Annotated in this window: 25 protein-coding genes and 1 riboswitch; of the genes, 10 read left to right on the top strand and 15 right to left on the bottom strand. The window is 73.5% G+C overall.

Features of this window, described 5'->3' with window-relative positions; all coding sequences use genetic code 11:
• Nucleotides 1–34 precede the first annotated feature (34 nt).
• From OG295_RS28850 to ribD, 10 genes are all read right to left on the bottom strand, one after another.
• On the bottom strand, nucleotides 35–1,078 hold the full coding sequence (locus OG295_RS28850; RefSeq protein WP_371679535.1) for a hemolysin family protein: 1,044 nt from the start codon (nucleotides 1,076–1,078) through the stop codon (nucleotides 35–37).
• Nucleotides 1,075–2,436 carry a hemolysin family protein gene (locus tag OG295_RS28845; protein WP_371679534.1) on the bottom strand — a complete coding sequence of 454 codons (1,362 nt, stop codon included), beginning with the start codon at nucleotides 2,434–2,436 and terminating at the stop codon, nucleotides 1,075–1,077. Before OG295_RS28845 ends, OG295_RS28850 begins: the two co-directional genes overlap by 4 nt.
• Before the next feature lie 200 nt (nucleotides 2,437–2,636).
• The gene (locus OG295_RS28840) at nucleotides 2,637–3,101 is read right to left on the bottom strand and encodes a PH domain-containing protein (RefSeq protein ID WP_371679533.1); all 465 of its coding nucleotides are present in this window, start codon (nucleotides 3,099–3,101) and stop codon (nucleotides 2,637–2,639) included.
• Between the two features lie 52 nt (nucleotides 3,102–3,153).
• Nucleotides 3,154–4,002, bottom strand: a complete 849-nt coding sequence (gene hisG, locus OG295_RS28835) for an ATP phosphoribosyltransferase (RefSeq protein WP_371679532.1) — start codon at nucleotides 4,000–4,002, stop codon at nucleotides 3,154–3,156.
• Between the two features lie 82 nt (nucleotides 4,003–4,084).
• Nucleotides 4,085–4,363 carry a phosphoribosyl-ATP diphosphatase gene (locus OG295_RS28830; RefSeq protein WP_356217956.1) on the bottom strand — a complete coding sequence of 93 codons (279 nt, stop codon included), beginning with the start codon at nucleotides 4,361–4,363 and terminating at the stop codon, nucleotides 4,085–4,087.
• Between the two features lie 35 nt (nucleotides 4,364–4,398).
• A complete protein-coding gene (gene ribH / locus OG295_RS28825; protein ID WP_007262951.1) occupies nucleotides 4,399–4,884 on the bottom strand; it encodes a 6,7-dimethyl-8-ribityllumazine synthase in 486 nt (161 codons plus the stop codon).
• 64 nt (nucleotides 4,885–4,948) lie between these two features.
• Nucleotides 4,949–6,250, bottom strand: a complete 1,302-nt coding sequence (locus tag OG295_RS28820; RefSeq protein ID WP_371679531.1) for a bifunctional 3,4-dihydroxy-2-butanone-4-phosphate synthase/GTP cyclohydrolase II — start codon at nucleotides 6,248–6,250, stop codon at nucleotides 4,949–4,951.
• Nucleotides 6,247–6,900, bottom strand: coding sequence for a nicotinamide riboside transporter PnuC (locus OG295_RS28815; protein ID WP_371679530.1), 654 nt, complete (start codon nucleotides 6,898–6,900; stop codon nucleotides 6,247–6,249). Before OG295_RS28815 ends, OG295_RS28820 begins: the two co-directional genes overlap by 4 nt.
• Entirely contained in the window at nucleotides 6,897–7,535 is a 639-nt protein-coding gene (locus OG295_RS28810; protein WP_371679529.1) for a riboflavin synthase, read from the bottom strand. Before OG295_RS28810 ends, OG295_RS28815 begins: the two co-directional genes overlap by 4 nt.
• Nucleotides 7,536–8,675: a bifunctional diaminohydroxyphosphoribosylaminopyrimidine deaminase/5-amino-6-(5-phosphoribosylamino)uracil reductase RibD gene (gene ribD, locus OG295_RS28805; RefSeq protein WP_371679528.1), complete on the bottom strand. Its 1,140-nt coding sequence runs from the start codon at nucleotides 8,673–8,675 to the stop codon at nucleotides 7,536–7,538. It abuts the gene before it with no gap.
• Nucleotides 8,676–8,827: 152 nt separating this feature from the next.
• Nucleotides 8,828–8,957: riboswitch (FMN riboswitch) on the bottom strand.
• 302 nt (nucleotides 8,958–9,259) lie between these two features.
• Between ribD and OG295_RS28800 the strand changes: the two genes are divergently transcribed.
• The 3 genes from OG295_RS28800 (at nucleotide 9,260) to OG295_RS28790 (ending at nucleotide 13,818) form a co-directional block, all read left to right on the top strand.
• Nucleotides 9,260–11,629 (top strand): chitinase C-terminal domain-containing protein, encoded by a 2,370-nt coding sequence (locus OG295_RS28800; protein ID WP_371679527.1) that lies wholly within the window; start codon nucleotides 9,260–9,262, stop codon nucleotides 11,627–11,629.
• A 149-nt stretch (nucleotides 11,630–11,778) separates the two neighbouring features.
• Nucleotides 11,779–12,528 (top strand): SDR family oxidoreductase, encoded by a 750-nt coding sequence (locus tag OG295_RS28795; protein WP_371679526.1) that lies wholly within the window; start codon nucleotides 11,779–11,781, stop codon nucleotides 12,526–12,528.
• Nucleotides 12,529–12,705: 177 nt separating this feature from the next.
• Complete coding sequence (locus OG295_RS28790; protein WP_371679525.1) at nucleotides 12,706–13,818, top strand: right-handed parallel beta-helix repeat-containing protein; 1,113 nt, start codon at nucleotides 12,706–12,708, stop codon at nucleotides 13,816–13,818.
• Between the two features lie 20 nt (nucleotides 13,819–13,838).
• Here the strand turns inward: OG295_RS28790 and OG295_RS28785 are convergent, their stop codons facing one another.
• The gene (locus tag OG295_RS28785; RefSeq protein ID WP_371679524.1) at nucleotides 13,839–15,002 is read right to left on the bottom strand and encodes an ROK family protein; all 1,164 of its coding nucleotides are present in this window, start codon (nucleotides 15,000–15,002) and stop codon (nucleotides 13,839–13,841) included.
• A 55-nt stretch (nucleotides 15,003–15,057) separates the two neighbouring features.
• Between OG295_RS28785 and OG295_RS28780 the strand changes: the two genes are divergently transcribed.
• The 4 genes from OG295_RS28780 to OG295_RS28765 all read left to right on the top strand — a co-directional run bounded on the left by OG295_RS28780 (nucleotide 15,058) and on the right by OG295_RS28765 (nucleotide 19,160).
• Nucleotides 15,058–16,284 carry an MFS transporter gene (locus OG295_RS28780; RefSeq protein WP_371679523.1) on the top strand — a complete coding sequence of 409 codons (1,227 nt, stop codon included), beginning with the start codon at nucleotides 15,058–15,060 and terminating at the stop codon, nucleotides 16,282–16,284.
• 78 nt (nucleotides 16,285–16,362) lie between these two features.
• Nucleotides 16,363–17,757 (top strand): uracil-xanthine permease family protein, encoded by a 1,395-nt coding sequence (locus OG295_RS28775; RefSeq protein WP_371681341.1) that lies wholly within the window; start codon nucleotides 16,363–16,365, stop codon nucleotides 17,755–17,757.
• A 77-nt stretch (nucleotides 17,758–17,834) separates the two neighbouring features.
• Nucleotides 17,835–18,512 (top strand): DUF5995 family protein, encoded by a 678-nt coding sequence (locus OG295_RS28770; RefSeq protein WP_371679522.1) that lies wholly within the window; start codon nucleotides 17,835–17,837, stop codon nucleotides 18,510–18,512.
• 9 nt (nucleotides 18,513–18,521) lie between these two features.
• A complete protein-coding gene (locus OG295_RS28765) occupies nucleotides 18,522–19,160 on the top strand; it encodes a hypothetical protein (RefSeq protein ID WP_371679520.1) in 639 nt (212 codons plus the stop codon).
• Between the two features lie 61 nt (nucleotides 19,161–19,221).
• On the opposite strand, the gene OG295_RS28760 is transcribed toward OG295_RS28765, so the two are convergent.
• The 4 genes from OG295_RS28760 to OG295_RS28745 all read right to left on the bottom strand — a co-directional run bounded on the left by OG295_RS28760 (nucleotide 19,222) and on the right by OG295_RS28745 (nucleotide 23,162).
• Nucleotides 19,222–20,919, bottom strand: coding sequence for a flavin monoamine oxidase family protein (locus OG295_RS28760; RefSeq protein ID WP_371679518.1), 1,698 nt, complete (start codon nucleotides 20,917–20,919; stop codon nucleotides 19,222–19,224).
• Between the two features lie 58 nt (nucleotides 20,920–20,977).
• The gene (locus OG295_RS28755) at nucleotides 20,978–21,778 is read right to left on the bottom strand and encodes a carbon-nitrogen hydrolase family protein (protein ID WP_371679517.1); all 801 of its coding nucleotides are present in this window, start codon (nucleotides 21,776–21,778) and stop codon (nucleotides 20,978–20,980) included.
• Nucleotides 21,779–21,922: 144 nt separating this feature from the next.
• Nucleotides 21,923–22,537, bottom strand: a complete 615-nt coding sequence (locus OG295_RS28750; protein WP_371679516.1) for a cell envelope biogenesis protein OmpA — start codon at nucleotides 22,535–22,537, stop codon at nucleotides 21,923–21,925.
• Nucleotides 22,538–23,060: 523 nt separating this feature from the next.
• The gene (locus OG295_RS28745; protein ID WP_371679515.1) at nucleotides 23,061–23,162 is read right to left on the bottom strand and encodes a putative leader peptide; all 102 of its coding nucleotides are present in this window, start codon (nucleotides 23,160–23,162) and stop codon (nucleotides 23,061–23,063) included.
• 148 nt (nucleotides 23,163–23,310) lie between these two features.
• On the opposite strand from OG295_RS28745, the gene OG295_RS28740 reads away from it, so the two are divergent.
• The 3 genes from OG295_RS28740 (at nucleotide 23,311) to OG295_RS28730 (ending at nucleotide 25,498) form a co-directional block, all read left to right on the top strand.
• Nucleotides 23,311–24,027 (top strand): GNAT family N-acetyltransferase, encoded by a 717-nt coding sequence (locus OG295_RS28740; RefSeq protein WP_371679514.1) that lies wholly within the window; start codon nucleotides 23,311–23,313, stop codon nucleotides 24,025–24,027.
• Between the two features lie 85 nt (nucleotides 24,028–24,112).
• Nucleotides 24,113–24,253, top strand: a complete 141-nt coding sequence (locus tag OG295_RS28735; RefSeq protein ID WP_371679513.1) for a hypothetical protein — start codon at nucleotides 24,113–24,115, stop codon at nucleotides 24,251–24,253.
• Between the two features lie 69 nt (nucleotides 24,254–24,322).
• Nucleotides 24,323–25,498: an LLM class flavin-dependent oxidoreductase gene (locus OG295_RS28730; protein WP_371679512.1), complete on the top strand. Its 1,176-nt coding sequence runs from the start codon at nucleotides 24,323–24,325 to the stop codon at nucleotides 25,496–25,498.
• Nucleotides 25,499–25,607 lie beyond the last annotated feature (109 nt).

Here is a 25,607-nt window from a genome sequence, read left to right as displayed (position 1 = left end):
GGACCGTGCTCCGGACGGTGGTGCGCGCGGCCCGCTAGGCGCTGCGCGCGTAGGTGCGGTGGGCGGGGTCGCGGACCTCGCCGACCAGCATCTCCAGGACGTCCTCCAGGGCGACCAGGCCCAGGACCCGGCCGGCCGGGTCGGCGACCTGCGCCAGGTGGGTGGCGTCGCGGCGCATGACGCTGAGGGCGTCGTCCAGCGGGAGGGTGGAGCACAGGACGGTCATCCGGCGCCACACCCGCTGCGGGACGGCCCGCTCGCGGTCCTCCAGGTCGAGGACGTCCTTGACGTGGAGGTAGCCCATGAAGGCACCGGTGTCGGAGCGGACCGGGAAGCGCGAGTAGCCGGTGCGCACGGTCAGCTGTTCGATCTGGCGCGGGGTGACGGCCGGGCCGACGGTGACGAGCCGGCCGGGGGCCAGCAGGACGTCGGTGACCGGGCGGCTCCCCAGTTCGAGGGCGTCCTCCAGGCGTTCCTGCTCGACGGGTTCGAGGAGTCCGGCCTGCCGGGAGTCCTCGACGAGCCGGCCGAGCTGGGCGCTGGTGTAGACGGCCTCGACCTCGTCCTTCGGCTCGACCTTGAACAGTCGCAGGACGAGCGCGGCGCAGGCGCCCAGGGCGCTGGTCACCGGCCCGCAGAGGCGGGCGAAGGCGACCAGGCCGGGGCTGAACCACAGGGCGGTCCGCTCGGGGGCGGCCATGGCGAGGTTCTTCGGGACCATCTCGCCGATGACCAGGTGCAGGAAGACCACGGCGGCGAGGGCGAAGGCGTACCCGAGGGGGTGGACCAGGCCCACCGGCACGTGGGCGGCCTCGAAGAGGGGTTCCAGGAGCCGGGCCACGGTGGGCTCGGCGACCGCGCCGAGGGTGAGCGAGCACATGGTGATGCCGAACTGGGCGGCGGCCATCATGCGCGGCAGGTTCTCCAGGCCGTGGAGCACCTGGCGGGCCCGCTTGGAGCCGGCCGCCAGGGGCTCGATCTGGCTGCGGCGTACGGAGACGAGCGCGAACTCGGCGCCGACGAAGAAGCCGTTGGCCAGGACGAGGAGCAGGGCGAAGAGGAGCTGGAGGGCGTTCACCGGCGGCCCGCCGGTTCCGGTTCGGCCGGGGCCGGGACGGCTCCGAGCGGGGCGGTGCGCACCAGTCGGACGCGTTCGGCCCGGTAGCGGCGGACCTGGCGGACGGACAGCTTCCAGCCGGGCAGCTCCGCGCGGTCACCGGGGGCGGGGATCCGGCCCAGCAGGTCGGCGACGAGGCCGGCGACGGTCTCGTAGGGGCCCTCGGGGACCTCCAGGCCTATGCGGCGCAGGGTGTGGACGCGGCAGCTGCCGTCGGCCTCCCAGGAGGGGCGGCCGTCCTCGGCGGGCACGGCGGCCAGTTCGGGGCTGCCGTCCTCGGCGAGGTCGTGCTCGTCGCGGACCTCGCCGACGAGTTCCTCCACGATGTCCTCCAGGGTGACCACCCCGGCCGTGCCGCCGTACTCGTCGACGACCACGGCCATGGGCTGTTCGCTGCGCAACCGTTCCAGCAGGGGCTGCACCGGCAGGGAGCCGGGCACCAGCAGCGGGGTGACGCAGATGCGGTTGACGGTGGTGCGGGAGCGTTCCGCCTCGGGCACGGCGAGGGCGTCCTTGAGGTGGACCACGCCGGTGATCTCGTCGATCCGCTCGCGGTAGACCGGGAAGCGGGACAGGCCGGTGGCGCGGGTCAGGTTCAGGACGTCGGCCGCGGTGGCCGTGTGCTGGAGGGCGCTGACCTTCACGCGGGGGGTCATGACGTGCTGGGCGGTGAGCTCGCCCAGCGAGAGGGTCCGTACGAAGAGGTCGGCGGTGTCCTGTTCGAGGGCGCCGGCCTGGGCCGAATGGCGGACCAGGGAGACCAGTTCGCCGGGGGTGCGGGCGGAGGCCATCTCCTCGGCGGGTTCGACGCCGAGCGCCCGCACGAGGCGGTTCGCGACGGCGTTGAGGGTGGCGATGACGGGCCGGAAGGCCCGGGAGAAGACCTGCTGGGGGCCGGCCACGACGCGGGCCACCTGGAGCGGACGGGAGACCGCCCAGTTCTTCGGGACGAGTTCGCCGACGACCATCTGGACGGCGGAGGCGAGCAGCATGCCGAGGACGACGGCCGCGCCGGGGACGGCTCCGCGGGGCAGGCCGGTCGCGGCGAGCGGCCCCGACAGGAGTGCGGCGAGGGCCGGTTCGGCGAGCATGCCGACGACGAGCGAGGTGATGGTGATGCCGAGCTGGGTGCCGGAGAGCTGGAAGGACAGCTCCCGGAGGGCTTCGACGACCGTGCGGGCGCGGCGGTCGCCTTCGGCCGCGGCGCGTTCGGCCTCGGGTCTCTCGACCGTGACGAGGCCGAACTCGGCCGCCACGAAGAAACCGTTGGCGAGGATCAGGGCGAAGGCCGCCACGAGCAGGAGTAGCGGGATGGTCATGCCGCCGCCTCCGCGGGGAGGGCGGCGCGGGTACTACCGGACGATCCGTCCATTGCTGGAGGGAGTCACTCCTCTGGTCGAAGGTGCCCACGGGCCACGGGGTCCCGGGGCGGGTGGGAGGGCGCACGTGCGCGCCCCGCCACCAGGTTAGTCATTGAGATCGCGGCCGCAATGGGACGCAGCGAGGAGACCGGGCGGGCTCAGCTGCCGGTGGCGCCGCTTCCCCTGGTCTCGGCGAGGGCGCGCAGGGCGCGGGCGTCGTCGATCGCGCGGGCCCTGGCGATGCCGGGCTGGATGCCGAGGACGGGCAGGCTGGTGCCGTCGCTGAGGTCCAGGAACACCCAGGGGTCGCCGGGGCGGAGGTTGACCCGCAGGATCTGCGGCCATTCGAGGCGGCGGGTGGTGGTCAGGTTGACCACGGTGACGCCCGTCTCGTCCGCGACCACCTTGGGGCGGCTGAGCAGGACGAGGACGGAGGACATCAGTGCGGCGGTGACGATGAAGCTGACCCGTTCGCCGGGGCTGAGGCTCTCCAGGAGCAGCGCGATCGCGGTGATCGTGGCGAACATGGCGAGCCCGACGCCCAGCAGCACCGCCCGGGTGCGGGTCGGCCGGAAGGTGACCGGCAGGGCGGGTGGGGCGGACGGGGCGGCGGACTCGCTCATGGCGCTGGTGATGCCTTCTGGAGGGGGCGTACGGATCGGGACGGCGTACGGGTCAGAGCCGGCAGGCGTGGATCGAGGTGGTGAGGATCGCACGGGCGCCGAGCTCGTACAGGTCGTCCATGATCCGCTGGGCTTCCTTGGCGGGGACCATGGCGCGGACGGCGACCCAGCCCTCGTTGTGGAGCGGGGAGATCGTCGGCGACTCCAGGCCCGGGGTGAGGGCGACGGCGCGCTCCAGGTGCTCGGCGCGGCAGTCGTAGTCCATCATCACGTAGCTGCGGGCCACGAGGACGCCCTGGAGGCGGCGCAGGAACTGCGCGACCTTGGGCTCGTCGACGCCGGCGCCGGTACGGCGGATGACGGTGGCCTCGGACTTGAGGATCGGCTCGCCGATGACCTCCAGGCCGGCGTTGCGCAGGCTGGTGCCGGTCTCGACGACGTCGGCGATGACCTGCGCGACGCCCAGTTCGATGGCGGTCTCGACGGCGCCGTCCAGGTGGACGACGGAGGCGTCGATGCCCTGGTCGGCGAGGTGCTTGGCGACGATGCCCTCGTAGGAGGTGGCGATCGTCATGCCGCCGAAGTCCTCGGGGCCCTTGGCGGTGCCGGGCTTGGTGGCGTAGCGGAAGGTGGACCGGCCGAAGTTCAGCGGCAGGATCTCCTCGGCGTTGGCCCCGGAGTCGAGCAGCAGGTCGCGGCCGGTGATGCCGATGTCGAGCTTGCCCGACGCGACGTAGATCGCGATGTCCTTCGGGCGGAGGTAGAAGAACTCGACCTCGTTGTCGGGGTCGACCGTGACGAGTTCCTTGGACTCCTTGCGCTGGCGGTAGCCGGCCTCATGGAGCATCGCCGACGCCGGTCCGGAGAGTGAACCCTTGTTGGGGACGGCGATGCGCAGCATGGGGCTTCCTTGGGTGCGTGGCGTGGATGCGAAAGGGGTGCGTGGGCGTGCGGGCGCGGGACCCGCGGCGAGGAGCTGCGGCCTAGAGGTGCGCGTAGACGTCGTCGAGGGAGATCCCGCGCGCCACCATCATCACCTGAACGTGGTACAGCAGCTGGGAGATCTCTTCGGCGGCGGCTTCCTTGCCCTCGTACTCGGCGGCCATCCAGACCTCGGCGGCCTCCTCGACGACCTTCTTGCCGATGGCATGGACGCCCTTGCCGACGAGCTCGGCGGTGCGCGAGGTGCTGGGGTCGCCGTTGGCGGCCTTGAGCTGGAGCTCGGTGAAGAGCTCCTCGAAGGTCTTGGGATTGTTCGCCATGATGGTCCTCAGAATAAGGGGTCCCGCGCCGGCGCTCAGCGCCAGGGTTCGCTGACGGTCCGCAGGGTCATGGCGGTGGAGACGGCGGCGGTGACCGCTTCGTGCCCCTTGTCCTCGTTCGACCCTTCGAGTCCGGCGCGGTCCAGCGCCTGCTCATCGTTGTCGCAGGTCAAGACGCCGAAGCCAACGGGGACTCCGGTGTCGATCGACACCTGTACCAGGCCTTGGGTGACGCCCTGGCAGACGTAGTCGAAGTGCGGGGTGCCGCCGCGGATGACCACTCCGAGGGCGACGATGGCATCGTAACCGCGACCGGCGAGTACCTTCGCCACGACCGGCAGCTCGAAGCTGCCGGGGACGCGGAGCAGGGTGGGCTCGTCGATGCCCAGCTCGTGCAGGGCCCGCAGGGCGCCGTCGACGAGTCCGTCCATGACCTTCTCGTGCCACTGGGCCGCGATCACGGCCACCCGGAGGTCTCCGCAGTTCTTCACGCTCAGTTCGGGTGCGCCCTTGCCGCTCACAGCTCTGCTCCTCGGTTCTTCGTGGTGGTGGTACGGGTGTGTGTGACGGGTGTGTGTGACGGGGTCACTGGTTGCCGCAGGCGGAGGTGGGGACGGCCCCCTCCAGCCAGGGCAGGTCGTGGCCCATCCGGTCGCGCTTGGTGCGCAGGTAGCGCAGGTTGTGCTCGCCGGCCTCGATGGGCATCTGCTCCCGGCCGCTGACGGCGATGCCGTGGCGGACGAGCGCGTCGGACTTGTCGGGGTTGTTGGTCAGCAGCCGGACGCTGCGCACGCCGAGGTCGGCGAGGATCTGGGCGCCGGCCCCGTAGTCGCGGGCGTCGGCGGGGAGGCCGAGTTCCAGGTTGGCGTCCAGCGTGTCGCGACCGCGCTCCTGGAGCTCGTAGGCGCGCAGCTTGGACAGCAGGCCGATGCCCCGGCCCTCGTGGCCGCGCAGGTAGACGACCACCCCGCGGCCCTCGGCCTGGATGCGGGCCATGGCGGCCTGGAGCTGGGGGCCGCAGTCGCAGCGCTGGGACTGGAAGATGTCGCCGGTCAGGCATTCGGAGTGCATCCGGACCAGGACGTCCTCGCCGTCGCCGACCTCGCCGTGGACGAGGGCGACGTGCTCGACGCCGTCGACGGTGGAGCGGAAGCCGTACGCGGTGAACTCGCCGGCGGCGGTCGGCAGGCTGACCTCGGCCTCGCGCCGGACGGTCGGCTCGGCGGAGCGGCGGAAGGCGATCAGGTCCTCGATGGAGATGATCGTCAGGCCGTGCTTGCGGGCGAAGGGGATCAGCTCGGGCAGGCGCAGCATGACGCCGTCCTCGCCGGCGATCTCCACGATGGCGCCGGCCGGGCGCAGGCCCGCGAGGCGGGCGAGGTCGACGGCGGCCTCGGTGTGGCCGTTGCGGACCAGCACGCCGCCGGGCTTGGCGCGCAGCGGGAAGACGTGGCCGGGGCGGACGAAGTCCGCGGCCTCGGAGGTGCCGTTGGCGAGCAGGCGCAGGGTGGTGGCGCGGTCGGCGGCGGAGATGCCGGTGGTGACGCCGTGGGCGCCGCTCGCGTCGACGGAGACGGTGAAGGCCGTCTGCATCGACTCGGTGTTGTGCCGGACCATCTGCGGGAGTTCCAGGCGGTCCAGCTCCGGGCCCTCCATGGGGGCGCAGATCAGGCCGCGGCACTCGCTCATCATGAACGCGATGATCTCGGGGGTGGCCTTCTCGGCGGCGATGACGAGGTCGCCCTCGTTCTCGCGGTCCTCGTCGTCGACGACGACCACGGGGCGGCCGGCGGCGATGTCGCGGATGGCCTGCTCGACGGGGTCGAGGAGGAAGGTCTCCTGCGGGCCGGATTCGGGGACGTCGGGCACGGGCTTGAGGGGGGTCATGCCGTTGCTCCTTCGAGGGCCGGGGCGGGGGTGGTGCGCGAGCGCTGGTACCAGTCGTAGGCGCCCCAGAGCACGAGGGCTCCGTAGATCACGTAGACGAAGGCGGAGAAGGCGTAGCCGCTGGTGAAGGCGAGGGGGACGCCGACCGCGTCGACGAGCAGCCAGGCGAACCAGAACTCGACGAGTCCCTTGGCCTGGGCGTACATGGCGACGATGGTGCCGACGAAGATGTAGGCGTCCGGCAGCGGGTTCCAGGACATCCACGGGTAGAGGGTGAACAGCCCGGTGACGGCCAGCGTGCCGACGGCGGCGGCGCCGAGGAGCAGGCCGCGCTCGCGCCAGGTGGCGAAGCGGACGGCCAGGGAGGCGTCCTGGGCCTGCCGCTTGCCGCGGCTCCACATCGTCCAGCCCCACAGGGCGACCACCATGACGACGACCTGCTTGCCGGCGTTGCCGGAGAGGTGCCCGGCGGCGAACGCGACGAAGAGGATGGCGCCGGAGAGGAACTGGGTCGGCCAGGTCCATATGGAACGCCGCCAGCCGAGGGCGAGGGCGGCCAGGCCCATGGTGTTGCCGATCGCGTCCGACCAGATGATCTTCTGGCCGAAGGCGGTGAAGGCTTCGGAGTTCAGCCAGGTCAGGGCGCTCACCGGTCCGTTTCCTCCGTGTCGTTGGGGGTCGCTGCCAGGGGGTCCACGCCGGCCGCGAGGAGGCGCTCGACGTACTTCGCGAGGACGTCGACTTCGAGGTTGACCGGCTCACCGGGCTGCTTGATGCCCAGGGTGGTCAGCGCGAGGGTGGTGGGGATGAGGCTGATGGTGAAGGAGTCGGCGGCGGCCTCGACCACGGTGAGGCTGACGCCGTCCACAGTGATAGAGCCCTTCTCTACGACGTACCTTGAAAGCTTCTCCGGGAGCGCGATCCGGACGAGCTCCCAGTGCTCCGAAGGGGTACGGGAGAGGATCTCGCCGGTGCCGTCCACGTGGCCCTGGACGAGGTGGCCGCCGAGGCGTCCGCCGAGGGCCATGGGGCGCTCCAGGTTGACCCGGGAGCCCGCGGTCAGCGCACCGAGGCTGGAGCGGTCGAGGGTCTCCTGCATGACGTCGGCGGTGAACTCGCCGTCGGCGGTCTCCACGACGGTCAGGCAGACGCCGTTGACGGCGATCGAGTCGCCGTGCTTGGCGTCCTCGGTCACCACGGGGCCGCGCAGGCGGAAGCGGGAGGCTTCGGCGAGCTGCTCGACGGCGGTGACCTCGCCCAGTTCTTCGACGATTCCGGTGAACACTCAGTGCTCCTTGAGGGGCGTGCGGACGGTGGGGACTGCGGTGATGCGGAGATCGGGGCCGACGCGGACGGCCTCGGTGAGGTCGAGGCGCACCGCGTCGGAGATGGTGTCCACGCCGGCGCCGGCGAGGGCGGCGGGGCCCGCGCCGAGGAGGGCCGGGGCGAGGTAGCCGATCACCCGGTCGACGGCTCCGGCCCGCAGGAAGGTGCCCGCGAGGGTGGGTCCGCCTTCCAGGAAGAGGGAGCGCACGCCGCGGGCGTAGAGCCGGCCGAGCAGGTCGTGGACGCCGATGTGGCCGTCGCGCAGCGGCATGCGCAGGACCTCGACACCGGGCAGGTGCCGGGTGTCGGCGTCCTCGCCGACGACGATCAGGGTGGGTGCGGCGTCGTCGAGGATGCGGGCGGTGGGCAGCACGGTGGCGTGGGTGTCGAGGGCGATCCGCAGGGGCTGGGTCGCGCCCACGACGCCGCGGACGGCGAGGTGTGGGTCGTCCTCGCGCAGGGTGCCGCCGCCGACGAGGACGGCGTCGCACTCGGCGCGCAGCCGGTGGACGTCGGCCCGGGACTCGGCGGAGGTGATCCACCGGCTGGTGCCGTCCGCGGCGGCGCTGCGGCCGTCGAGGGTGGCGGCGTACTTCCAGGTGACGTGGGGGCGGCCGAGCCGTACGGAGGTCAGCCAGGCGGCGTTGCCCGCCTCGGCCTCCGCGCGGAGCAGTCCGCCCTCGGCGGTGATCCCCGCCGCGCGCAGGGTGGCGCCACCGCCGCTGGCCTGCGGGTTCGGGTCGGCCACGGCGTAGAGCACGCGGGTGACGCCGGCCTCGATCAGGGCCTGGGCGCAGGGGCCCGTGCGGCCGGTGTGGTTGCAGGGTTCGAGGGTGACGTACGCGGTGCCGCCGCGGGCCGCCGCGCCCGCCTGGCGCAGGGCGTGGACCTCGGCGTGCGGGCCGCCTGCCCGTTCGTGCCAGCCCTCGCCCACGACGGCGCCGGAGGGGTCGGTGATCACGCAGCCGACGACGGGGTTGGGGCTGGTGGAGCCGAGGCCGCGGGCGGCGAGCTCGATGGCACGCCTCATGGCGGGCACGTCGGTGCCGTGTACTGCGTTCGCGTCGGCGTGGTTCGCCACCGGGTCCTCCTGCCTCATCGGGCACGGACTCCGGGGCCTGTCGGGATACGACAGATGAAGCGGGTGAGCACACGCGGGAACGCCGAGGCCGGGAACACGGTCCGTCTGACACGTGTCCCTTGGGGAAACGCCGATGGACCGCCGACGGCGGCGTACCGGTGACTGGCCCGCCGCGCACTGCCTCCCATCCGGACTTTAACCGTCGGTCCAGGAATTTCACCTGGTCAACCGGCCGCTGGATGCGGACGGGTCGCGGACTATACCGCCGGTTCGGAATTACACCGACCCCGGAGTGCGCTGCTACTGGTACTACGGCCAGTGTGCCACGGGGGATCGGGGGCCATGCGGGTGAAGCGCTGTGGCCTGGGTCACAAACCAGCCGTTCTTGAGCGGCGCAGTCGCGCCACCCGCACCCGTGGACACCCCCGCACCCGGCTTTGGTCCAGACCTATTGACGGGTTGGTCTAGTCCTCTTAACGTTCCCTTCATCTTCCCCGGGGAGCCGGCCTGCCGACGTGCGCACGTCACGGGCCAACCAGCGCCACGTTCCTGCTCGTTGCCGCACGTTGTGTCCTGCCATCCTCCCCTCCCCAGGAGGCACCATGCCGTCCCCCACACGTACGAGAGCCCTGCTCCTGGCATCCGGCGCCGCGATCGCCGGACTGCTGGTCGGCGGGCTCTCGACGGGCGTCTCCCACGCCGCCGACAACGAGGGCTGTCGCCCCGACGGTCTCTACAAGACCGCCGGCGTGGACGTCCCGTACTGCTCGGTCTACGACTCCGAAGGCCGCGAGAAGATGGGCGCCGACCACCAGCGCCGCGTCATCGGCTACTTCACCGGCTGGCGTACGGGCAAGGACGGCACCCCCGCCTACCTCGCCGGCAACGTCCCGTGGTCCAAGGTCACCCACCTGAACTACGCCTTCGCCCACGTCGGGGCCGACAACAAGATCTCGGTCGGCGCGGACAACGCGAACAACGCCGCCACCGGGATGACCTGGCCCGGCGTCGCCGGCGCGGAGATGGACCCGGCCCTCCCCTACAAGGGCCACTTCAACCTCCTGAACAAATTCAAGAAGCAGTACCCGAACGTCAAGACGCTCATCTCCGTGGGCGGCTGGGCGGAGACCGGCGGGTACTTCGGCGACGACGGCAACCGCGTCGCCTCGGGCGGCTTCTACTCGATGGCCACCAACGCCGACGGCTCCGTCAACCAGGCGGGCATCGACACCTTCGCGGACTCCTCGGTGGAGTTCATCCGCACGTACGGTTTCAACGGCGTCGACATCGACTACGAGTACCCCACCACCATGAAGGACGCGGGCAACCCGCTGGACTGGCAGCTGTCCAACGCCCGCCGGGCCGGTCTCGTCAAGGGCTACGCGGCCCTGATGAAGTCGCTGCGCGAGAGGCTCGACCGCGCGGGCGCCGCCGACGGCAGGCACTACCTGCTCTCCGTCGCCGCCCCCTCCTCCGGCTACCTGCTGCGGGGCATGGAGACCTTCCAGATGCAGCAGTACCTGGACTACGTCAACATCATGTCCTACGACCTGCACGGCGCCTGGAACGAGTACGTCGGCCCCAACGCCTCGCTCTTCGACGACGGCAAGGACGGCGAGCTGGCCGCCGCGAGCGTCTACTCCACCTCCCAGTACGGCGGCACCGGCTACCTGAACACCGACTGGGCCTACCACTACTTCCGCGGGTCCATGCCGTCGGGCCGGATCAACATCGGCCTGCCGTACTACACCCGCGGCTTCAAGAACGTGCAGGGCGGCACGGACGGCCTGTGGGGCAGGGCCCCGGCCACCACCTGCCCGGCCGGCGCGGGCCTGACCAAGTGCGGTGACGGCGCGGTCGGCATCGACAACCTCTGGCACGACCTGGACACCAACGGCGTCGAGTCCCCGGCGGGCTCCAACCCGATGTGGCACGCGAAGAACCTGGAGAAGGGCGTCGTAGGCGACTACGTCACGAAGTACGGCTTCCCCGCGAACACCACGCTGACCGGCACCTACGCCCGCAAGTACGACTCCACCCTGGTGGCGCCGTGGCTGTGGAACGCGCAGAAGAAGGTCTTCCTGTCGACGGAGGACGAGCAGTCCGTCGCCGCCAAGGCCGACTACGTGGTGGACAAGGGCATCGGCGGCACGATGGTGTGGGAGCTCGCGGGCGACTACTCCTACAACGCGGCCAAGGGCCAGTACGAGATGGGCGACACCCTCACCTCCCTGATGTACGACAAGTTCAAGGCGGCCACCCCGTACGGCGCGAAGAAGGCGGGCGCCGCCCTGCCGGCGCAGGCGGTCGACATCAAGACGGAGTTCACCGAGTTCAAGCTGGGCGACTCCAACTACCCGATCACCCCGAAGCTCAAGATCACCAACAACACGAAGAGCACGCTGCCCGGCGGCACGGAGTTCCAGTTCGACTACGGGACCTCAGCCCCGGCCAACGCCTCGGACCAGTCCGGCTTCGGCACGAAGGTGATCTCCACCGGTCACAGCGGAAGCAACGTCGGCGGCCTGAAGGGGGACTTCCAGCGGGTCTCCCTGAAGCTGCCGGCCTGGCAGACGCTGGCCCCCGGCGCCTCGGTCGACCTGGCGTTCAACTACTACCTGCCGGTATCCACCCCCTCCAACTGGACGGTGAACATCTCCGGCACCACGTACGCCCTGGCCGGCGACCTGGCGCGCGGCACGACGGTCGTGGAACCGGGCACCACCACGCCCCCGACCACGCCTCCCACCACCCCGCCGACCACTCCCCCGACGACGCCGCCGACCACTCCCCCGACCACTCCTCCGGGCGGGACCTGCGCGAGCCCTGCGTACGTGGCGGGCACGGTCTACAACAGCGGCAGCCTCGTCTCCCACAAGGGCCACACCTGGAAGGCCCAGTGGTGGACGCAGAACGAGGAGCCCGGCACCACCGGCGACTGGGGCGTCTGGAAGGACCAGGGAGCCTGCTGATCCCCCCGCGTGACACGTGAGGACCCGGTGGCCCGGCGGCCACCGGGTCCTCGCACGTTCCGGCGTCCTCCCCGGCGCGGGGTGTCACGTTCCGGCGGGCCGGACTGTCACCTGGGGGAGAGCACTCCCGACGGAAGGACCCGCACACCATGAGCACCATCGTCGTCACCGGCGGCACCGGCACCCTGGGCACCCCGCTCGCCGCCCGGCTGCGGGAGGCGGGCCACGAGGTCCGGGTCCTGAGCCGGCACTCGGAGCACTACCCGGTCGACCTGCGCGACGGCCGGGGGCTGGACGCGGCCCTCGCGGGCGCGGAGGTGCTCGTGCACTGCGCGAGCAGCCCGCGCGGGGGCGACGAGGAGGCCGCCCGGCACCTGATCGGGGCGGCCCGCCGGGCCGGGACCGTCCGCAACCTCGTGTACATCTCGATCGTCGGGGTGGACGTGGTCCCCTTCGGCTACTACCGGACCAAACTGGCGGTGGAACGCCTGCTGGAGGGGTCCGGGCTGGGCGTCACGATCCTGCGCACCACCCAGTTCCACGACCTGGTGGCCCAGGTGGTGACCACCGCCGCGAAGCTGCCGGTGGTGCTGCTGCCCCGGGGCGTACGGGTCCAGCCGATCGCCGTCGGGGAGGTCGCGGACCGGCTGGCGGAGCTCGCGACACCGCGGCCCTCGGGCCGGGTCCCGGACATGGGCGGGCCCGAGGTCCGCCCCCTGACGGACTGGGCCCGGACCTACCTCGCGGCGACGGGGAGCCGGCGACCGGTGGTGGGCGTCCCGCTCGCGGGCCGGACGTACGCCGCCTTCGTGCGCGGCGGGCACCTGGCCCCGGCCCGTGCCGTGGGCCGCGGCACGTTCGCACAGTTCCTGGACCGGCGCACGGCGGCCCGGGGCTGAGGGCCCCGGGGAGGCGGTGAACGGGTCCGCCGGTCCTCCGTCCGTGGGAAGCGGGACCGCCGCCGGGTGTCCACCGGGGTGCGGGCCCCGCACCCCGGATACGTTGCGCGCGCAGTCGGCAGGCGGGCCGCGGCAGAGCGGTGCCCGCGGAGCAGCGCACGGGAGTGGAAGACAGACATGGCGAATCCCCGGATCAGGACGGCCGCGCGCCTGGGCCTGTGTGCCGTCGTCGCGGCCGTCTGGCAGTTGGTGCCGTTGCAGGCCGAGGCGAAGCCGTCGCACGAGCTGCTGGTTCCGGGGAAGTACCCGACGATCCAGGCCGCGATCGACGCCGCCCGGCCCGGGGACCGGATCAGTGTCCGGCCGGGTGTCTACCGGGAGCAGGTGGTGATCGGCAAGGACGTGTCGATCACCGGTTCGGGCGCCGGGAAGACGACGATCCTGGCTCCGCGGACCCTGGTCCCCGGCGAGGACGGCGGCACGTCGATCGTGGAGGTCCACGGCGGCGCCTCCGTGGCACTGTCCCGGCTCGCCGTCAGCGGGCCGGGCTCCGGGACCTGCGACGACGGCGCGCTCGGCTCCGGCATCCGGGTCCTGGGCGGTGCCCGGCTCGACCTCGGCCACGCCCGCGTCAGCCACATCACGGACACGCCCGCGGCGGCCTGCGCCCACAGCGCGGTGGCCGTCTTCGTGGGGGACCTGCCGACCGGGACGGGTTCGGTGTCGATCCACGACAGCGAGATCTCCGACTACCAGGGCTCGGCCGTCACCGTCCTCAACGCGGGTTCGAGCGCCACGGTCACCGACAGCACCGTCACCGGACACCCGCGGCTGTCGACCGACGGGATCGGGTTCGTCGCGGGCGCGGCCGGGCGCGTCACCCGGAACACCATCAGCGGCAACGACTGCCGGGAACCGGACCCGTTCTGCGGCCCGGACTTCTTCGGCGAGACCCAGCACGCGGGCGTCGTCACCACGACGCCGGGCACGGTGGTCGAGCACAACCGGCTCGTGGGCAACCACATCGGGATCTACGCCGTCGGCGGATCGGACACCATCGGGCACAACGACATCGTGCGGAGTTCGTACTTCGGCACGGCCCTGCAGGACGGCTCCTTCACGGTCCGCGACGACCGGATCGACGGCGGTGTCGGCGGCGTCGCGGTGGTCGCCGCTTCGGCCGACACGAAGGCCGTGCTCGACGGGGTGCGCATCGGGCGGACGTCCGGGGCTCCGGTCCGCACCTTCGAGTGCTGCGGCTTCACCGCCACGGTCACCGTGCGGCCGTAGCGGGGTCGGGCCGTGACCCGTCAGGGGCCGAAGAGGACCGACTGGGCCGCTTCGCGGGCGGCCAGGCGGGCGCCCTCCAGGACGGCCGGGTCGCCGAGGGCGGTGGCGCGGACCTCGGTCGGTACGGGGGTGAGGGTGGCGAGGCGGCGCTCGACGCGGGCGGCCAGGGCCTCGCCGCCCGCGTGGCCGAGTCCGCCGCCGAGTACCACGCAGCCGGGGTCGAGGATCGCGGCGACGGCCGCTGCCCCGAGCGCCAGCCGCTCCGCGAGCGCGTCCAGGAAGGCCTCCCCGGCGGCCCCGGCGACGGCCTCCTCGGCCGGCCCCCGGAAGCCGTGCCCGCGCGCGAGGGCGCCGACCGCCGACCGGCCCGCCAGGGCGTGGAAGCCGCCGGCGCATGCGGTGGCGGAGGGCAGCCCGGCCGTTCCGGGGACCGGGAGGAAGCCGATCTCACCGGCCCCGCCGGAGGCGCCCCGGCGCAGCCGCCCGTCGAGGACCACGGCGGCGCCCACGCCGTCGCCGAGCCACAGCAGTACGAAGGAGTCCAGGTCCCGGGCGGCCCCGGCGCGCTGCTCGGCCAGGGCCGCCAGGTTGGTCTCGTTCTCGACCGCCACCGTGGCGGGCAGCCGCCGCCGCAGGGCGGCGACCAGGTCCCGGTGCCAGGCGGGCAGGGCGCCGGTGCCGCGCAGCTCGCCGCCGCCCGGGGCGACCAGGCCGGGGGCCCCCACGACCACGGTGTGCAGCGCCCCGGCGCCCGTCCGCGCGGTCAGGGCCTCCAGCCGGTCCACGGCCTCCTCCACCGCGTCGACGGGCAGCGCGGTCCGGCCCAGCGGGCGGCCCAGCAGGTCGGTGACCACGGCGGTCGCGCTGTCGGTCCGCACGTCCAGGGCGGCGAGGTGGGCCCGGCGGGCGACGATCCCGTAGAGGCGGGCGTTGGGGCCGCGGCGCTGTTCGCCGGACTCCCCCACGACCTCGATCAGCCCGGCCTCGGTGAGCCGTTCGACGAGGTCGGCCACGGAGGGGCGGGACAGTCCGGTGAGCTGCTTGAGCCGGCTCGCCGTCAGCGGGCCCTCCTCCTGGAGGAGTTCGAGGGCGAGGCGGTCGTTGATGGCCCGGGCGGTGCTCGGGGAGGCGGGGGACTTCGCGGCGGCGGGGGTCAGCACCTTGGCAGGGGTCACGGCGCCCATCTTAGGGAGGGGGAAACCATTAACTATCAGGCAGGGTCCCTGATAGTTTACGCCCATGACACGGCCCAGAACCGGGGAACCCGGCCCCAGCCCGGCGCGCCTGCGCCATGCCCGCTTCGCCATCGCCGCGGTCTTCTGCGCCCACGGCGCCGTCACCGGATCCTTCGCCACCCGCATCCCCTGGATCCAGCAGCACGCCGGTCTCAGCGCGGGCACCCTGGGCCTGGCCCTCGCCTTCCCCGCGCTCGGCGCCGCCCTCGCGATGCCGCTGGCCGGCCGGATCAACCACCGGTTCGGCGCCCGCAACGCCCTGCGCGGCCTGCTGGCACTGTGGACCCTGTCCCTGATCCTGCCCAGCCTGGCCCCGGACTTCGCCGTGCTGTGCTGCGTGCTGTTCGTCTACGGAGCCACCTCGGGCATGGCCGACGTCGCCATGAACGCGCTCGGCGTGGAGACCGAGAACCGTCTCGGCCGCTCGATCATGTCCTCGCTGCACGGCATGTGGAGCGTGGGCGCCCTGCTCGGCTCGGCGGCCGGGACGGTCGCGGCGCACGCGGGGGCCGACGCCCGGCTGCACCACCTGATCGCCGCGCTCGCCCTGACGGCGGCCGGGCTGCTGGCCGTACGGGGCGTGCTGGACCTGCGCGGCGACGAGGACGCGCAGGCCCCCGCGCACTTCGCGCTGCCGCCGAGGTCCGCCCTGCTGATCGGGCTCGTCGGATTCTGCGCGGTCTTCGCCGAGGGCGCGAGCCTGGACTGGTCGGGCGTGTACCTGCGGGACGTGCTGCACACCGACGCGGGCCTGGCCGCCGCCTCGACGACCGCGTTCGCGCTGACCATGGCCCTGGCCCGGCTGGCCGGGGACCGGGTGGTGGACCGGTTCGGGGCGGTGCGCACGGTCCGGGCGGGCGGCGTCCTGGCCACCGCGGGCGGGCTGCTGGTGGTGACGGTCCGCCATCCGGCAGCGGCCCTGGGCGGCTTCGGGCTGATCGGGCTCGGCATCGCGGTGGTGGTGCCCCTGGCGTTCGCGGCGGCGGCGCGCAGCGGGCCGGCCCCGGCGCAGGCCATCGCGGGGGTCGCGACGATCACGTACACCTCGGGGCTGGTCGCGCCGTCGGCGATCGGCGCGGTGGCGGACGCGACCTCGCTCGTGGTCTCCTTCGCACTGGTCACACTGCTCGCGTTCGCCCTGATCGCGGGCGCGGCCGTACTGCGCGGCAGCAAGGCCCCGGGGGCGGCCGGAGCAGCGAACCAGGACGAACCCGCCTCTATGCGGCCGTAATATAACGGCTGGTCGTCACGTCGTACCGGCGCGCCGGCCACGATGTTCGACGACCCGGCGGAACGGAAGTGGTGGGAGATGGGCTTCGGCGTGCGCTGGACCCTGCACGGAGACGGGCGGACCCCCGCCCCCGGCGCGGTGGTGCGGCCGGACGAGCGGCTGTCGTGGCCGCGGACCGCCGGGCTCGGCGCCCAGCACGTCGTGGCGATGTTCGGCGCCAGTTTCGTCGCGCCGGTCCTCATGGGCCTGGACCCGAATCTGGCGATCATGATGTCGGGCATCGCGACCGTCATCTTCCTGCTCGCCACGCGCGGCCGGGTGCCCTCCTACCTGGGCTGCTCGCTCTCCTTCGTCGGCGTCGCCGCCGCGATCCGGGCGGGCGGCGGCGACAGCGCGGTCGTCACGGGCGCGGTGTTCGTGGTCGGCGTGGCGCTGTTCCTGGCGGGTCTGGCAGTCCAGCGCTTCGGCGCGCGGATCATCCACGCGGCGATGCCGCCGGTGGTGACGGGCGCGGTCGTGATGCTGATCGGCTTCAACCTGGCGCCGGTGACGGCCTCGACGTACTGGCCGCAGGACCAGTGGACCGCACTGCTGACCATGCTGTTCACGGGCATGGCCGTGGTCTGCCTGCGCGGCTTCTGGTCGCGGATCGCCATCTTCCTGGGCCTGGTCTTCGGGTACGCGATCTCCTGGATCTTCGACCTGGTCTTCGGGATGATCCACTCGACGACGGGCGGCCCCGAGGCGGTGAACCACTGGCGCCTGGACCTCTCGGGCGTCGGCGAGGCCGCCTGGATCGGGCTCCCGTCCTTCCACGCCCCGCAGTTCGAGTGGTCGGCGATCCTCATCGCGCTGCCGGTGGTGATCGCGCTGATCGCCGAGAACGCCGGTCACATCAAGGCCGTCGGCGAGATGACCGGCGACCCGCTCGACGACAAGCTCGGCACCGCCATCGCCGCCGACGGCGCCGCGTCCATGCTCTCCACGGCGGTCGGCGGCCCCCCGAACACCACGTACTCCGAGAACATCGGCGTCATGGCCGCCACCCGCGTGTACTCCACGGCGGCCTACTGGGCGGCGGCCGGCTTCGCCCTGCTCTTCGGCCTGTGCCCGAAGTTCGGCGCGGTCGTCGCCGCGATCCCGGGCGGGGTGCTCGGCGGCATCACCGTCATCCTCTACGGCATGATCGGCCTGCTCGGCGCGCAGATCTGGATCAACGGCGGGGTGGACCTGCGCAACCCGCTGAACCTGGTGCCGGCCGCGGCGGGCATCATCATCGGCATCGGCGGCGTCAAGCTGCAGTTCACCGAGACCTTCGAGCTCGGCGGCATCGCGCTCGGCACGATCGTGGTGATCACCGGCTACCACGCGCTGCGCCACTTCGCCCCGGCGCACCTCAAGCAGGAGCCCCTCCTCGACTCGGGCACCTCCGCCTACGACGACGGCCGGGACGGTCCGGACACGCCGCGTTGACGCCCGCTTCGCCCGAACCGGCGAAGCGTACGGCCAAGTTCCCCGCGCGCGGCGTCCCGGCTGCGACGCTGCCTGGCATGGAAGCGGTACTCGCGCGGATGCGCGCCCTCGACGAGCGGCTCCCCGCGCAGGACGGCGTGGCCGTCTTCAACCGGGTGTACCTGACGGTCACCCAGGCCCTCCACCACCGGATCGGCCACGGCGGTTTCCCCGCGCCCCGCCGGGCGGAGACGCTCGGCGTGCGGTTCGCGGAGCGGTACCTGACGGCGGTGGAGACGGACGGGCGGGCACCGGCCTGCTGGCGCCCGCTGCTCCAGTACCGCCGCCACCCGGGCGTGCGGCCGCTGCAGCACGCGCTGGCCGGGATCAACGCCCACATCGGGCACGACCTGGCCCTGGCGGTGGTCTCCTCCTGCCACTCCCTGGACTGCCCGCCCGCGGCCCTCGAAGCCGACTTCCACCGGGTCGGCGAGACCCTGGTCTCGCTGGAGGAACGCATCCGGGAGGACCTGATGCCGGGCCCGGACCTGCTGGAGGTCGCCGACCCGCTGACGCACCTGATCGGCTCCTGGAGCCTGGAGCGCGCGCGGGCCGGGGCCTGGGCGGCGGCCCGTCTGCTGTGGGCCCTGCGGCACGCCCCCGACCTGGCCGAGGAGTTCACCGAGTCCCTCGACTCCGGCGTCGGCCTGGTCGGCCGCTGCCTGCTCACGCCCTCGCCCCTGAAACCCCGTGCGATCCCGGCATGCAGGTCCTAGCCTCGGCGGATGACCAGCTTCGCCACGCACCGCCTCCGGGTGCACGACGCCGGCAGCCCGCCGTACCGGAGGCTGTCGGCGCTGCGCACCTGCCTGACGGAGTTCGCCCCGTACGGCTTCTACGCCACCTACCACCACCTGTGCCGCAGCGCCGGGATCCCGCGCGACCTGGACGAGGACCCCGGGTCGCTGGTGCGGGCGGTGGAGGAGCTCGACGAGGCGCGGCGGCTGTGGCTGGCGGAGCTCGCCTCCTGGCGGACCGGGCGGCGGGCGCAGAAGCGGGCCGGGGTGCGCCGGCCGGACCCGCCGCCGCCGTCGCAGGGGCTGTTCTGGCCGGACCCCGGATTCCATCCCGGCGGCCGGCTCGTCGAGGTGATGCCCGCCGTGATGCGCGGCCGGCCGGACCCCGAAGGCCACCAGGGCCGGGACGGCGCGTGCCCCGTGTGCGGGCCCGGCCGGGGAACGGTGGAATGGGACGGGGACGGGTACGGGAGGTACACCCTGTGCGCGGGGTGCGGCCTCGGGCTGGGCCGCAGGCCGCCCGGCCTGCCGGACGTGCGGGAGCGCGTCGAGGTGCGCTCCGCGTTCCGTCTCCGCCTGCACCTGATCTGGACGCGGGCGGAGGAGGAGGACCGGCGGCGGACATGAGAACGGGCCGCCGCCGCGCTCGTGCGCGGGGGCGGCCCGTGGCCTTGGTTCCCGGGGAGGATCAGTCCTCGGGGAGTTCGACCGGGGCGATCTCGTCGTAGACGTCGCCGGGGCCGGGGTTGCTCTCGTCGGTGGAGCCGCCCAGGTGGTGCATGACGCCCCAGACCGCGTTCAGGGCGGTCTGGACGGCGCCCTCGGCCCAGCCGGCCGTCCAGGAGATGTCGTCGCCCGCGAGGAAGATGCCGCGCTTGTCCTCGGGGAGGCGGTCCTGCATGAAGTGGGTGAACAGGCGCCGCTGGTAGCGGTAGTGGCCCGGCAGGTTCGCCTTGAACGCGCCCATGAAGTAGGGCTCGTTCTCCCAGGACACGGTCACCGGGTTGCCGATGATGTGGCGGCGGATGTCGACCTTGGGGTAGATCTCGCCGAGGGACTTCAGCATGACCTCCATCCGCTCGTTCGCGGACAGCGGCAGCCACTTGAGGCTGTCGTCGCACCAGGTGTACGAGAGGCAGATGACGGCCGGCTGGTCCGGGCCGTTGTCCAGCAGGTAGGTGCCGCGGGTCATGCGGTCGGTGAGGGTCATCGACATGACGTCGCGGCCCGTCTCCTCGTCCTTGTCCAGCCAGAACGGCCGGTCGACGGGGATGAAGAGCTTGCTGGACTCCATGTAGTGGGTGCGCTCGATCGCCGTCCAGTGGTCGATCGGGAACAGCGTGTCATCGCACTCGATCTTGGACAGGAGCATCCAGGACTGGGCGGTGAAGATCGCGGCGCGGTAGGTGCGGATGTCGCCGGACGCGTCGGTGACCGTGATGCGGTTGCCGGCGGTGCGGTGCAGGCGGGTCACCGCCGGGCGCGGGGCGCCCCCGTGCAGGGAGGACAGGGAGGTGCCCTGGGCCCAGTGCAGGATCTTCTCGGGCTCGCGCTCCCACAGCCGCAGCGGCAGCTGCTGCGAGCCGCCGACGATGCCGCGGTGGTGGTCGTCCGCCTCGGTGTAGACGACGCGCAGGATCTCCAGGATGGAGTTCGGGAAGTCGGTGTCCCAGCCGCCGGTGCCGAAGCCGACCTGGCCGAAGATCTCGCGCTTGCGGAAGGACTGGAAGGCCTCGGACTTGCAGAGGAAGCCGTAGAAGGTCTCGTCGTCGAGCTTCTCGACGAGCTTCGCCCAGATCTCGCGGATGCGCGGGACGTCCCGCTCGCGCATCGCGGTGTTCATGTCGGAGAAGTCCGCGCCCTCGTCCAGGCAGGCGTTCCACGCGGCGGACACGTCGCGGTAGACCTGCGGGAGGTCGGCGATGGTCTCGGCGTAGTGGGTCTCGCCCTTGAGGTCGACGACCGTGGAGGGGGTGGACTCGGCGAGCGGGTTCGGGAAGGGCTCCGTGACCAGACCGACGAGGTCGATGTAGTGCTGGAGGGCGGTGGAGGACGGCGGGAAGCGCATGGCGCCCATCTCCGCGGTCAGACCCTCGGTGCCCGCGCCCTCGAAGCCGACGGTGCGCAGCCGGCCGCCGATCTGGTCGGCCTCGTAGACGACGGGCTTGAGGCCCATCTTCATCAGCTCGTAGGCGGAGATGATGCCGGACAGACCGCCGCCGATCACGGCGACCTCGGTGCCGTGCTCGGTCGCCGGTATCTGACCGAGGCCCGCCGGGTGGGCGAGGAAGTCGTCGTACGCGTACGGGAAGTCCGGCCCGAACATGGTGATCGGGGGCTGACCGTCGCTGTGCGGGACGGCGGTGGTGGGCACCGTGGACGTCATGGGGGTACGTCTCCTTGCGGGGTGGGGCAGGGGCGGCGGGACTGGCGGCGGGGCGGGCTCAGACGAGGGAGGCGTAGAGCCCGGGGCGGCGGTCGCGCAGGTACGGGTTGGTCTCGCGCGAGGCCCGGAGGAGCTCGGGGTCGGCCTCGCCGAACACCATCTCCTCGCCGCGCCCGGCCCGGGTGCGGGTGACCCCGTCGGGACTGGCGAGGCAGCTGAGGCCGACGAACTCGAACTCGCCCTCGGGGCCGGTCCGGTTGACGTACGCGATGTACATCTGGTTCTCGAAGGCGCGGACGGGCACCAGCTGCTCGGCCACGAACTGGAACGGGTGCATCTGGGCGGTCGGGACCAGGAGGAGGTCGGTCCCGGCCAGCCCGTGGGCCCGTACGTTCTCGGGGAACTCCACGTCGTAGCAGATCATGATGCCGATGCGCAGGCCGTTCAGGTCCGCCTGGACGACGGGGGTGTCACCGGGGGTGAAGGCGTCCTGCTCGAAGCAGCCGAAGAGGTGGGTCTTGCGGTAGTTGGCGAGCGCGGCCCCGTCGGGGCCGATGAGCTGCGCCGAGTTGAAGACCGCGCCGTCCGCCTTCTCGGGGTAGCCGTACAGGACGGCGATCCCGTGGCGGCGGGCGATCTCGCCGATGGCGACGGCGGACGGGCCGTCGGCCGCTTCGGCGAGGCCGGGGACGTCCTGGAGGTCCAGCGCGTAGCCGGTCAGGAACATCTCCGAGGTCACGAGGAGCCCGGCCCCGCCCTGTGCGGCGCGCGCCGCGGCCTCGTCCAGCCGCTTCAGGTTCTCGGCGGTGTCGCCGAGCCGTCCGGAGCTCTGGAGGAGTGCGGTGCGCAGCGGGGGCATGGGCGTACCTCTGTGACAGATGGGGCGGGGGTCGTAAAACGGTACGTTCGGGCGTTCGACCGGGACAAGCCGTGAGCGTTGCGCTGGGCGCATCGATTCGTTGCGCGTTCTGCGGGGTGTGCGGCGATTCGTTGCGCCGCTGCCTCAGGAGGCCGCCCCGAAGGCCGGATGGGCGCGCAGGCGCCGGACGTACGCCCGCAGGTGCGGGCCGGCCGCGGGCAGGACGGCGGGGTCCAGCAGGGCCACCCACAGGTCCGCGTCGGCGACGGTCGGACGGTCTCCCAGAGCGTACGGGCGGACGGCGAGCCGGTGCTCCAGCAGGTCCAGGGCGGCGGACCGCCCTGCGTGCGGGGCGTCCGGGTCGAGCAGGGCGCGGACGGCCGAGGAGAAGGCCGACGGGGCGGGCGGGGCCAGGTCGGGGCGGCCGGCGAGGCGGACGGCGAGGTCGTCGAGGATGTCGGGGGTGTGGTTGCTGACGACCCGGCCGCTCCAGGTGTCGCAGAGGGCGGGCACGGCGAGGGTGCCGTCGTAGTGGTGCCCGGCGGCCTCGTAGGCGCGGCGCAGGGCGGCGTTCGAGGCGGGCGCGGCGAGCACGGTGGTCCCGACGGAGTCGGCGAGGCCGAGCAGGGCGACCGCGGTGCGGACGCGCCGGGACCGCGGACAGGCTTCGGCGAGGTAGAGGTGGTACCGGTGCGGCACCGGGAGGAACCCGGACCCGATCCGGCCGCGGGGAGCGGGGACGGGGGCGGTGCGGGGCATGACGGTCGGAACCACGGTGGCCCTCCGGGGGTGTGGACGGATGCGTTTCCCCTGGCCGGGGGGTGGGGGGATACGGGGCGGCGCCTCCGCCCGGCCAGGCGGAGGCCCCTTGGACGACGGCCCGACGGGCCGCCCCTGGCGGGGGCGGGACGGTGGGCACGAGCCGCCCGCACCCGAGCCGGGACGGGCCCGGACGGCCCAGCCGGGACTGCCCGCCCCTGGCGGGGGGGGCGGGAAGGCGACCACGAGCAGCCCGCACCCGGCCGGGACCGGCGGGCCCGACCCGTGGCGGCCGACGAGGGACCCCGGCCGGGCGGGACCGGCCGAGCCCCGAGGCGCCCGCCGCTGGCAGGGCACAGCCGGTCCGGGGGCCGCGCCGCCTCCGGGCCGGACGGTCCGACCGGCAGGGGCCGGGCGGTGGCGCGGGCCGGCACGAGCGGGCGGGGCGTACGGGCGCCGCACCGGCCCTGAGGGGCGGCGGGCCGTGAGGACGTGCCGCGGTGGCGTGCCCGCGGGGCCGGGGTCAGCGCCGGGTGGCGCTGCTGACGCGGAGGAGGTCGATGTGCAGGCGTCGGGTCAGCCACCAGCGGCGCGGGCCGGACCGGGGCGTCTGTACCGGTGTCACGGAAATCGACCTGCCCCCCGCTGTCCCCGGGGCTTACCCTGCCCCTGGCCGTCGCTGTCCCCCGCAGTCTCGTGGCGCCGTGCGGGGCCGTCAAGGAGGCGGTCAGCAGCGGCCGTTGGACACCCCCGTGGAAGGACCCCCGCACCCGATGCCCACCGAGCACCCCGCCGCCGCCCTGGACAACCCGGTGTGGGCGGCTCTGACCGGCCCCCACCGGGCCTTCGCCGAGACCGCCCCCGGCGGGCTGGCCGCCCGCTACCTGCCGGCCGCGAACCCGTTCGCCGCGCTGGCCGACCCCGCCGACCCCGCCGCCTGGGCCGACCTGGCCGCGCTGATCGGCCCCGACGAGCCGGTGTGGCTGACCGGACTGCCGACCCCGCCGCCCGACTGGACCACGGTGCGGGTCATCCCGGGCGTACAGCTGGACGGCCGGGGCGTCCGGGCAGAGGCCGCTGCGGAGGCCATACGGCTCGGGCCGGACGACGTCGCCGAGATGACGGGGCTGGTCGAGCTGACGGAGCCGGGCCCGTTCCTGCCCCGCACCGTCGAGCTGGGCACGTACCTCGGGATCCGGCACGAGGGCCGGCTCGTCGCGATGGCCGGGGAACGCATGCACCCGCCGGGCTGGACGGAGATCAGCGCCGTCTGCACCCACCCCGACCACCGGGGCCAGGGCCTCGCGGGCCGGCTGGTCCGCGCCGTCGCCGCGGAGATCCGGGGCCGTGGGGAAACGCCGTTCCTGCACGCGGCCGCCGAGAACACCAACGCCATCCGGCTGTACGAGTCGATGGGGTTCACCCTGCGCCGCGAGCCGGTCTTCATCGGCCTGCGCACCCCGGCGGCGGCCGACGGACGCCGGGGGTGACACGGCTTAACACGGGGTTCATTGAGTGCCGCCGGAGTCTCCCGTAGCGTCGGTGGAACGGGAGCACGGACGGAGGGGGAAGGCCGTGGCGGTGAACACGTGGCAGATCAGCGGTCGTCCCGCCCTCCGTCCGGCTCCCGTGCTCGCCCCGCGCCGGCCGGTGCGCCTGTACGCGCGCACCCACGTCGACCTCCAGCGGGTCTGCTCCTCCCTCTGTCGTCCCTGATCGCGTCCTTGGCCGCCGCGGCGCCCCGCCCACGGCCGCCGCACGCCCGATCAGGAAGGCAGTTCCGCCGTGCCCGCATCCGACCCCGCCCCGCTCCACCTGGCCGTGGCCCTCGAAGGGGCCGGCTGGCATCCGGCCGCCTGGCGCGAACCCGGCGCCCGGCCAGGCGAGTTGACCACCGCCCGCTACTGGGCGGACCTGGTCGCCGAGGCCGAGGCCGGCCTGCTGGACTTCGTCACCTTCGAGGACGCGCTCGGCCTGCAGTCCACCGACCCGGCCGAGGCCGACGGCCGTACCGACCTGGTCCGGGGCCGGCTCGACGCGGTGCTGGTCGCCGCCCGGGTCGCGCCGCTGACCCGGCACATCGGGCTGGTGCCGAGCGTGACCGCCACGCACACCGAGCCCTTCCACGTCTCGAAGGCCGTGGCCACCCTGGACCACGTCAGCCGCGGCCGGGCCGGACTGCGCGTACAGATCTCCGAACGCCCGGACGAGGCGCGCCACTTCGGCCGCCGCACCGCACCGGAGCCGGCCGGCGTCCTGTGGGCCGAGGCGGCCGACCACGTCGAGGTGACGCGGCGGCTGTGGGACAGCTGGGAGGACGACGCCGAAATCCGGGACGTGGCCACGGGCCGCTTCGTGGACCGGGAACGGCTGCACCACATCGACTTCGAGGGACCCCACTTCAGCGTCCGCGGCCCCTCGATCACCCCCCGTCCCCCGCAGGGACAGCCGCCGGTGAGCGCCCTGGCGGCCGACTCCTCGGCCTACCCGCTGCTCGCCCGGACCGCCGACCTCGGGTACGTGACCGCCCGGGACGCCGGACAGGCCCGCGCCGCCGTGGCCGGGATCCGGGCCGCCCAGGAGGCGGCCGGCCGGGCCGGGCGGCCCCTGCACGTGTTCGGGGAGCTGACCGTCTTCCTCGACGCGCGCCCCGGGGCGGCGACCCGGCGGCTCCAGCGGCTGGACTCCGTCCACGGTGCGGCGTACACGGGCGACGCCCTGCTGTTCGCGGGTACGCCCGGCGATCTCGCCGACCTGCTGCTGGACTGGCGGCGGGCCGGGCTGAGCGGCTTCCGGCTGCGGCCCGGGGTGCTGGCGCACGACCTGCCGGCGATCACCCGCGGCCTGGTGCCGGAACTGCAGCGGCGGGGCGCCTTCCGGCGCTCCTACGGGGCCGCCTCGCTGCGCGGCCTGCTCGGACTCCCCCGCCCCGCGAACCGCTACGCCCGGCCCGCCGCCTGACCGCGCCCCGCCGCGGCCCCGCCGGGCCGGGGCGGCGCGACCGCACGACGCGCGGGCCACCGCGCGGAGACCACCACCACGGAGGCCACCGCCGCAGAGGCCACCACGT

Source organism: Streptomyces sp. NBC_01276 (assembly GCF_041435355.1).
Classification (GTDB): Bacteria; Actinomycetota; Actinomycetes; order Streptomycetales; family Streptomycetaceae; genus Streptomyces.
The sequence above is the reverse complement of the archived record's forward strand: the minus strand, read 5'-3'. Positions and strand labels throughout refer to the sequence as shown.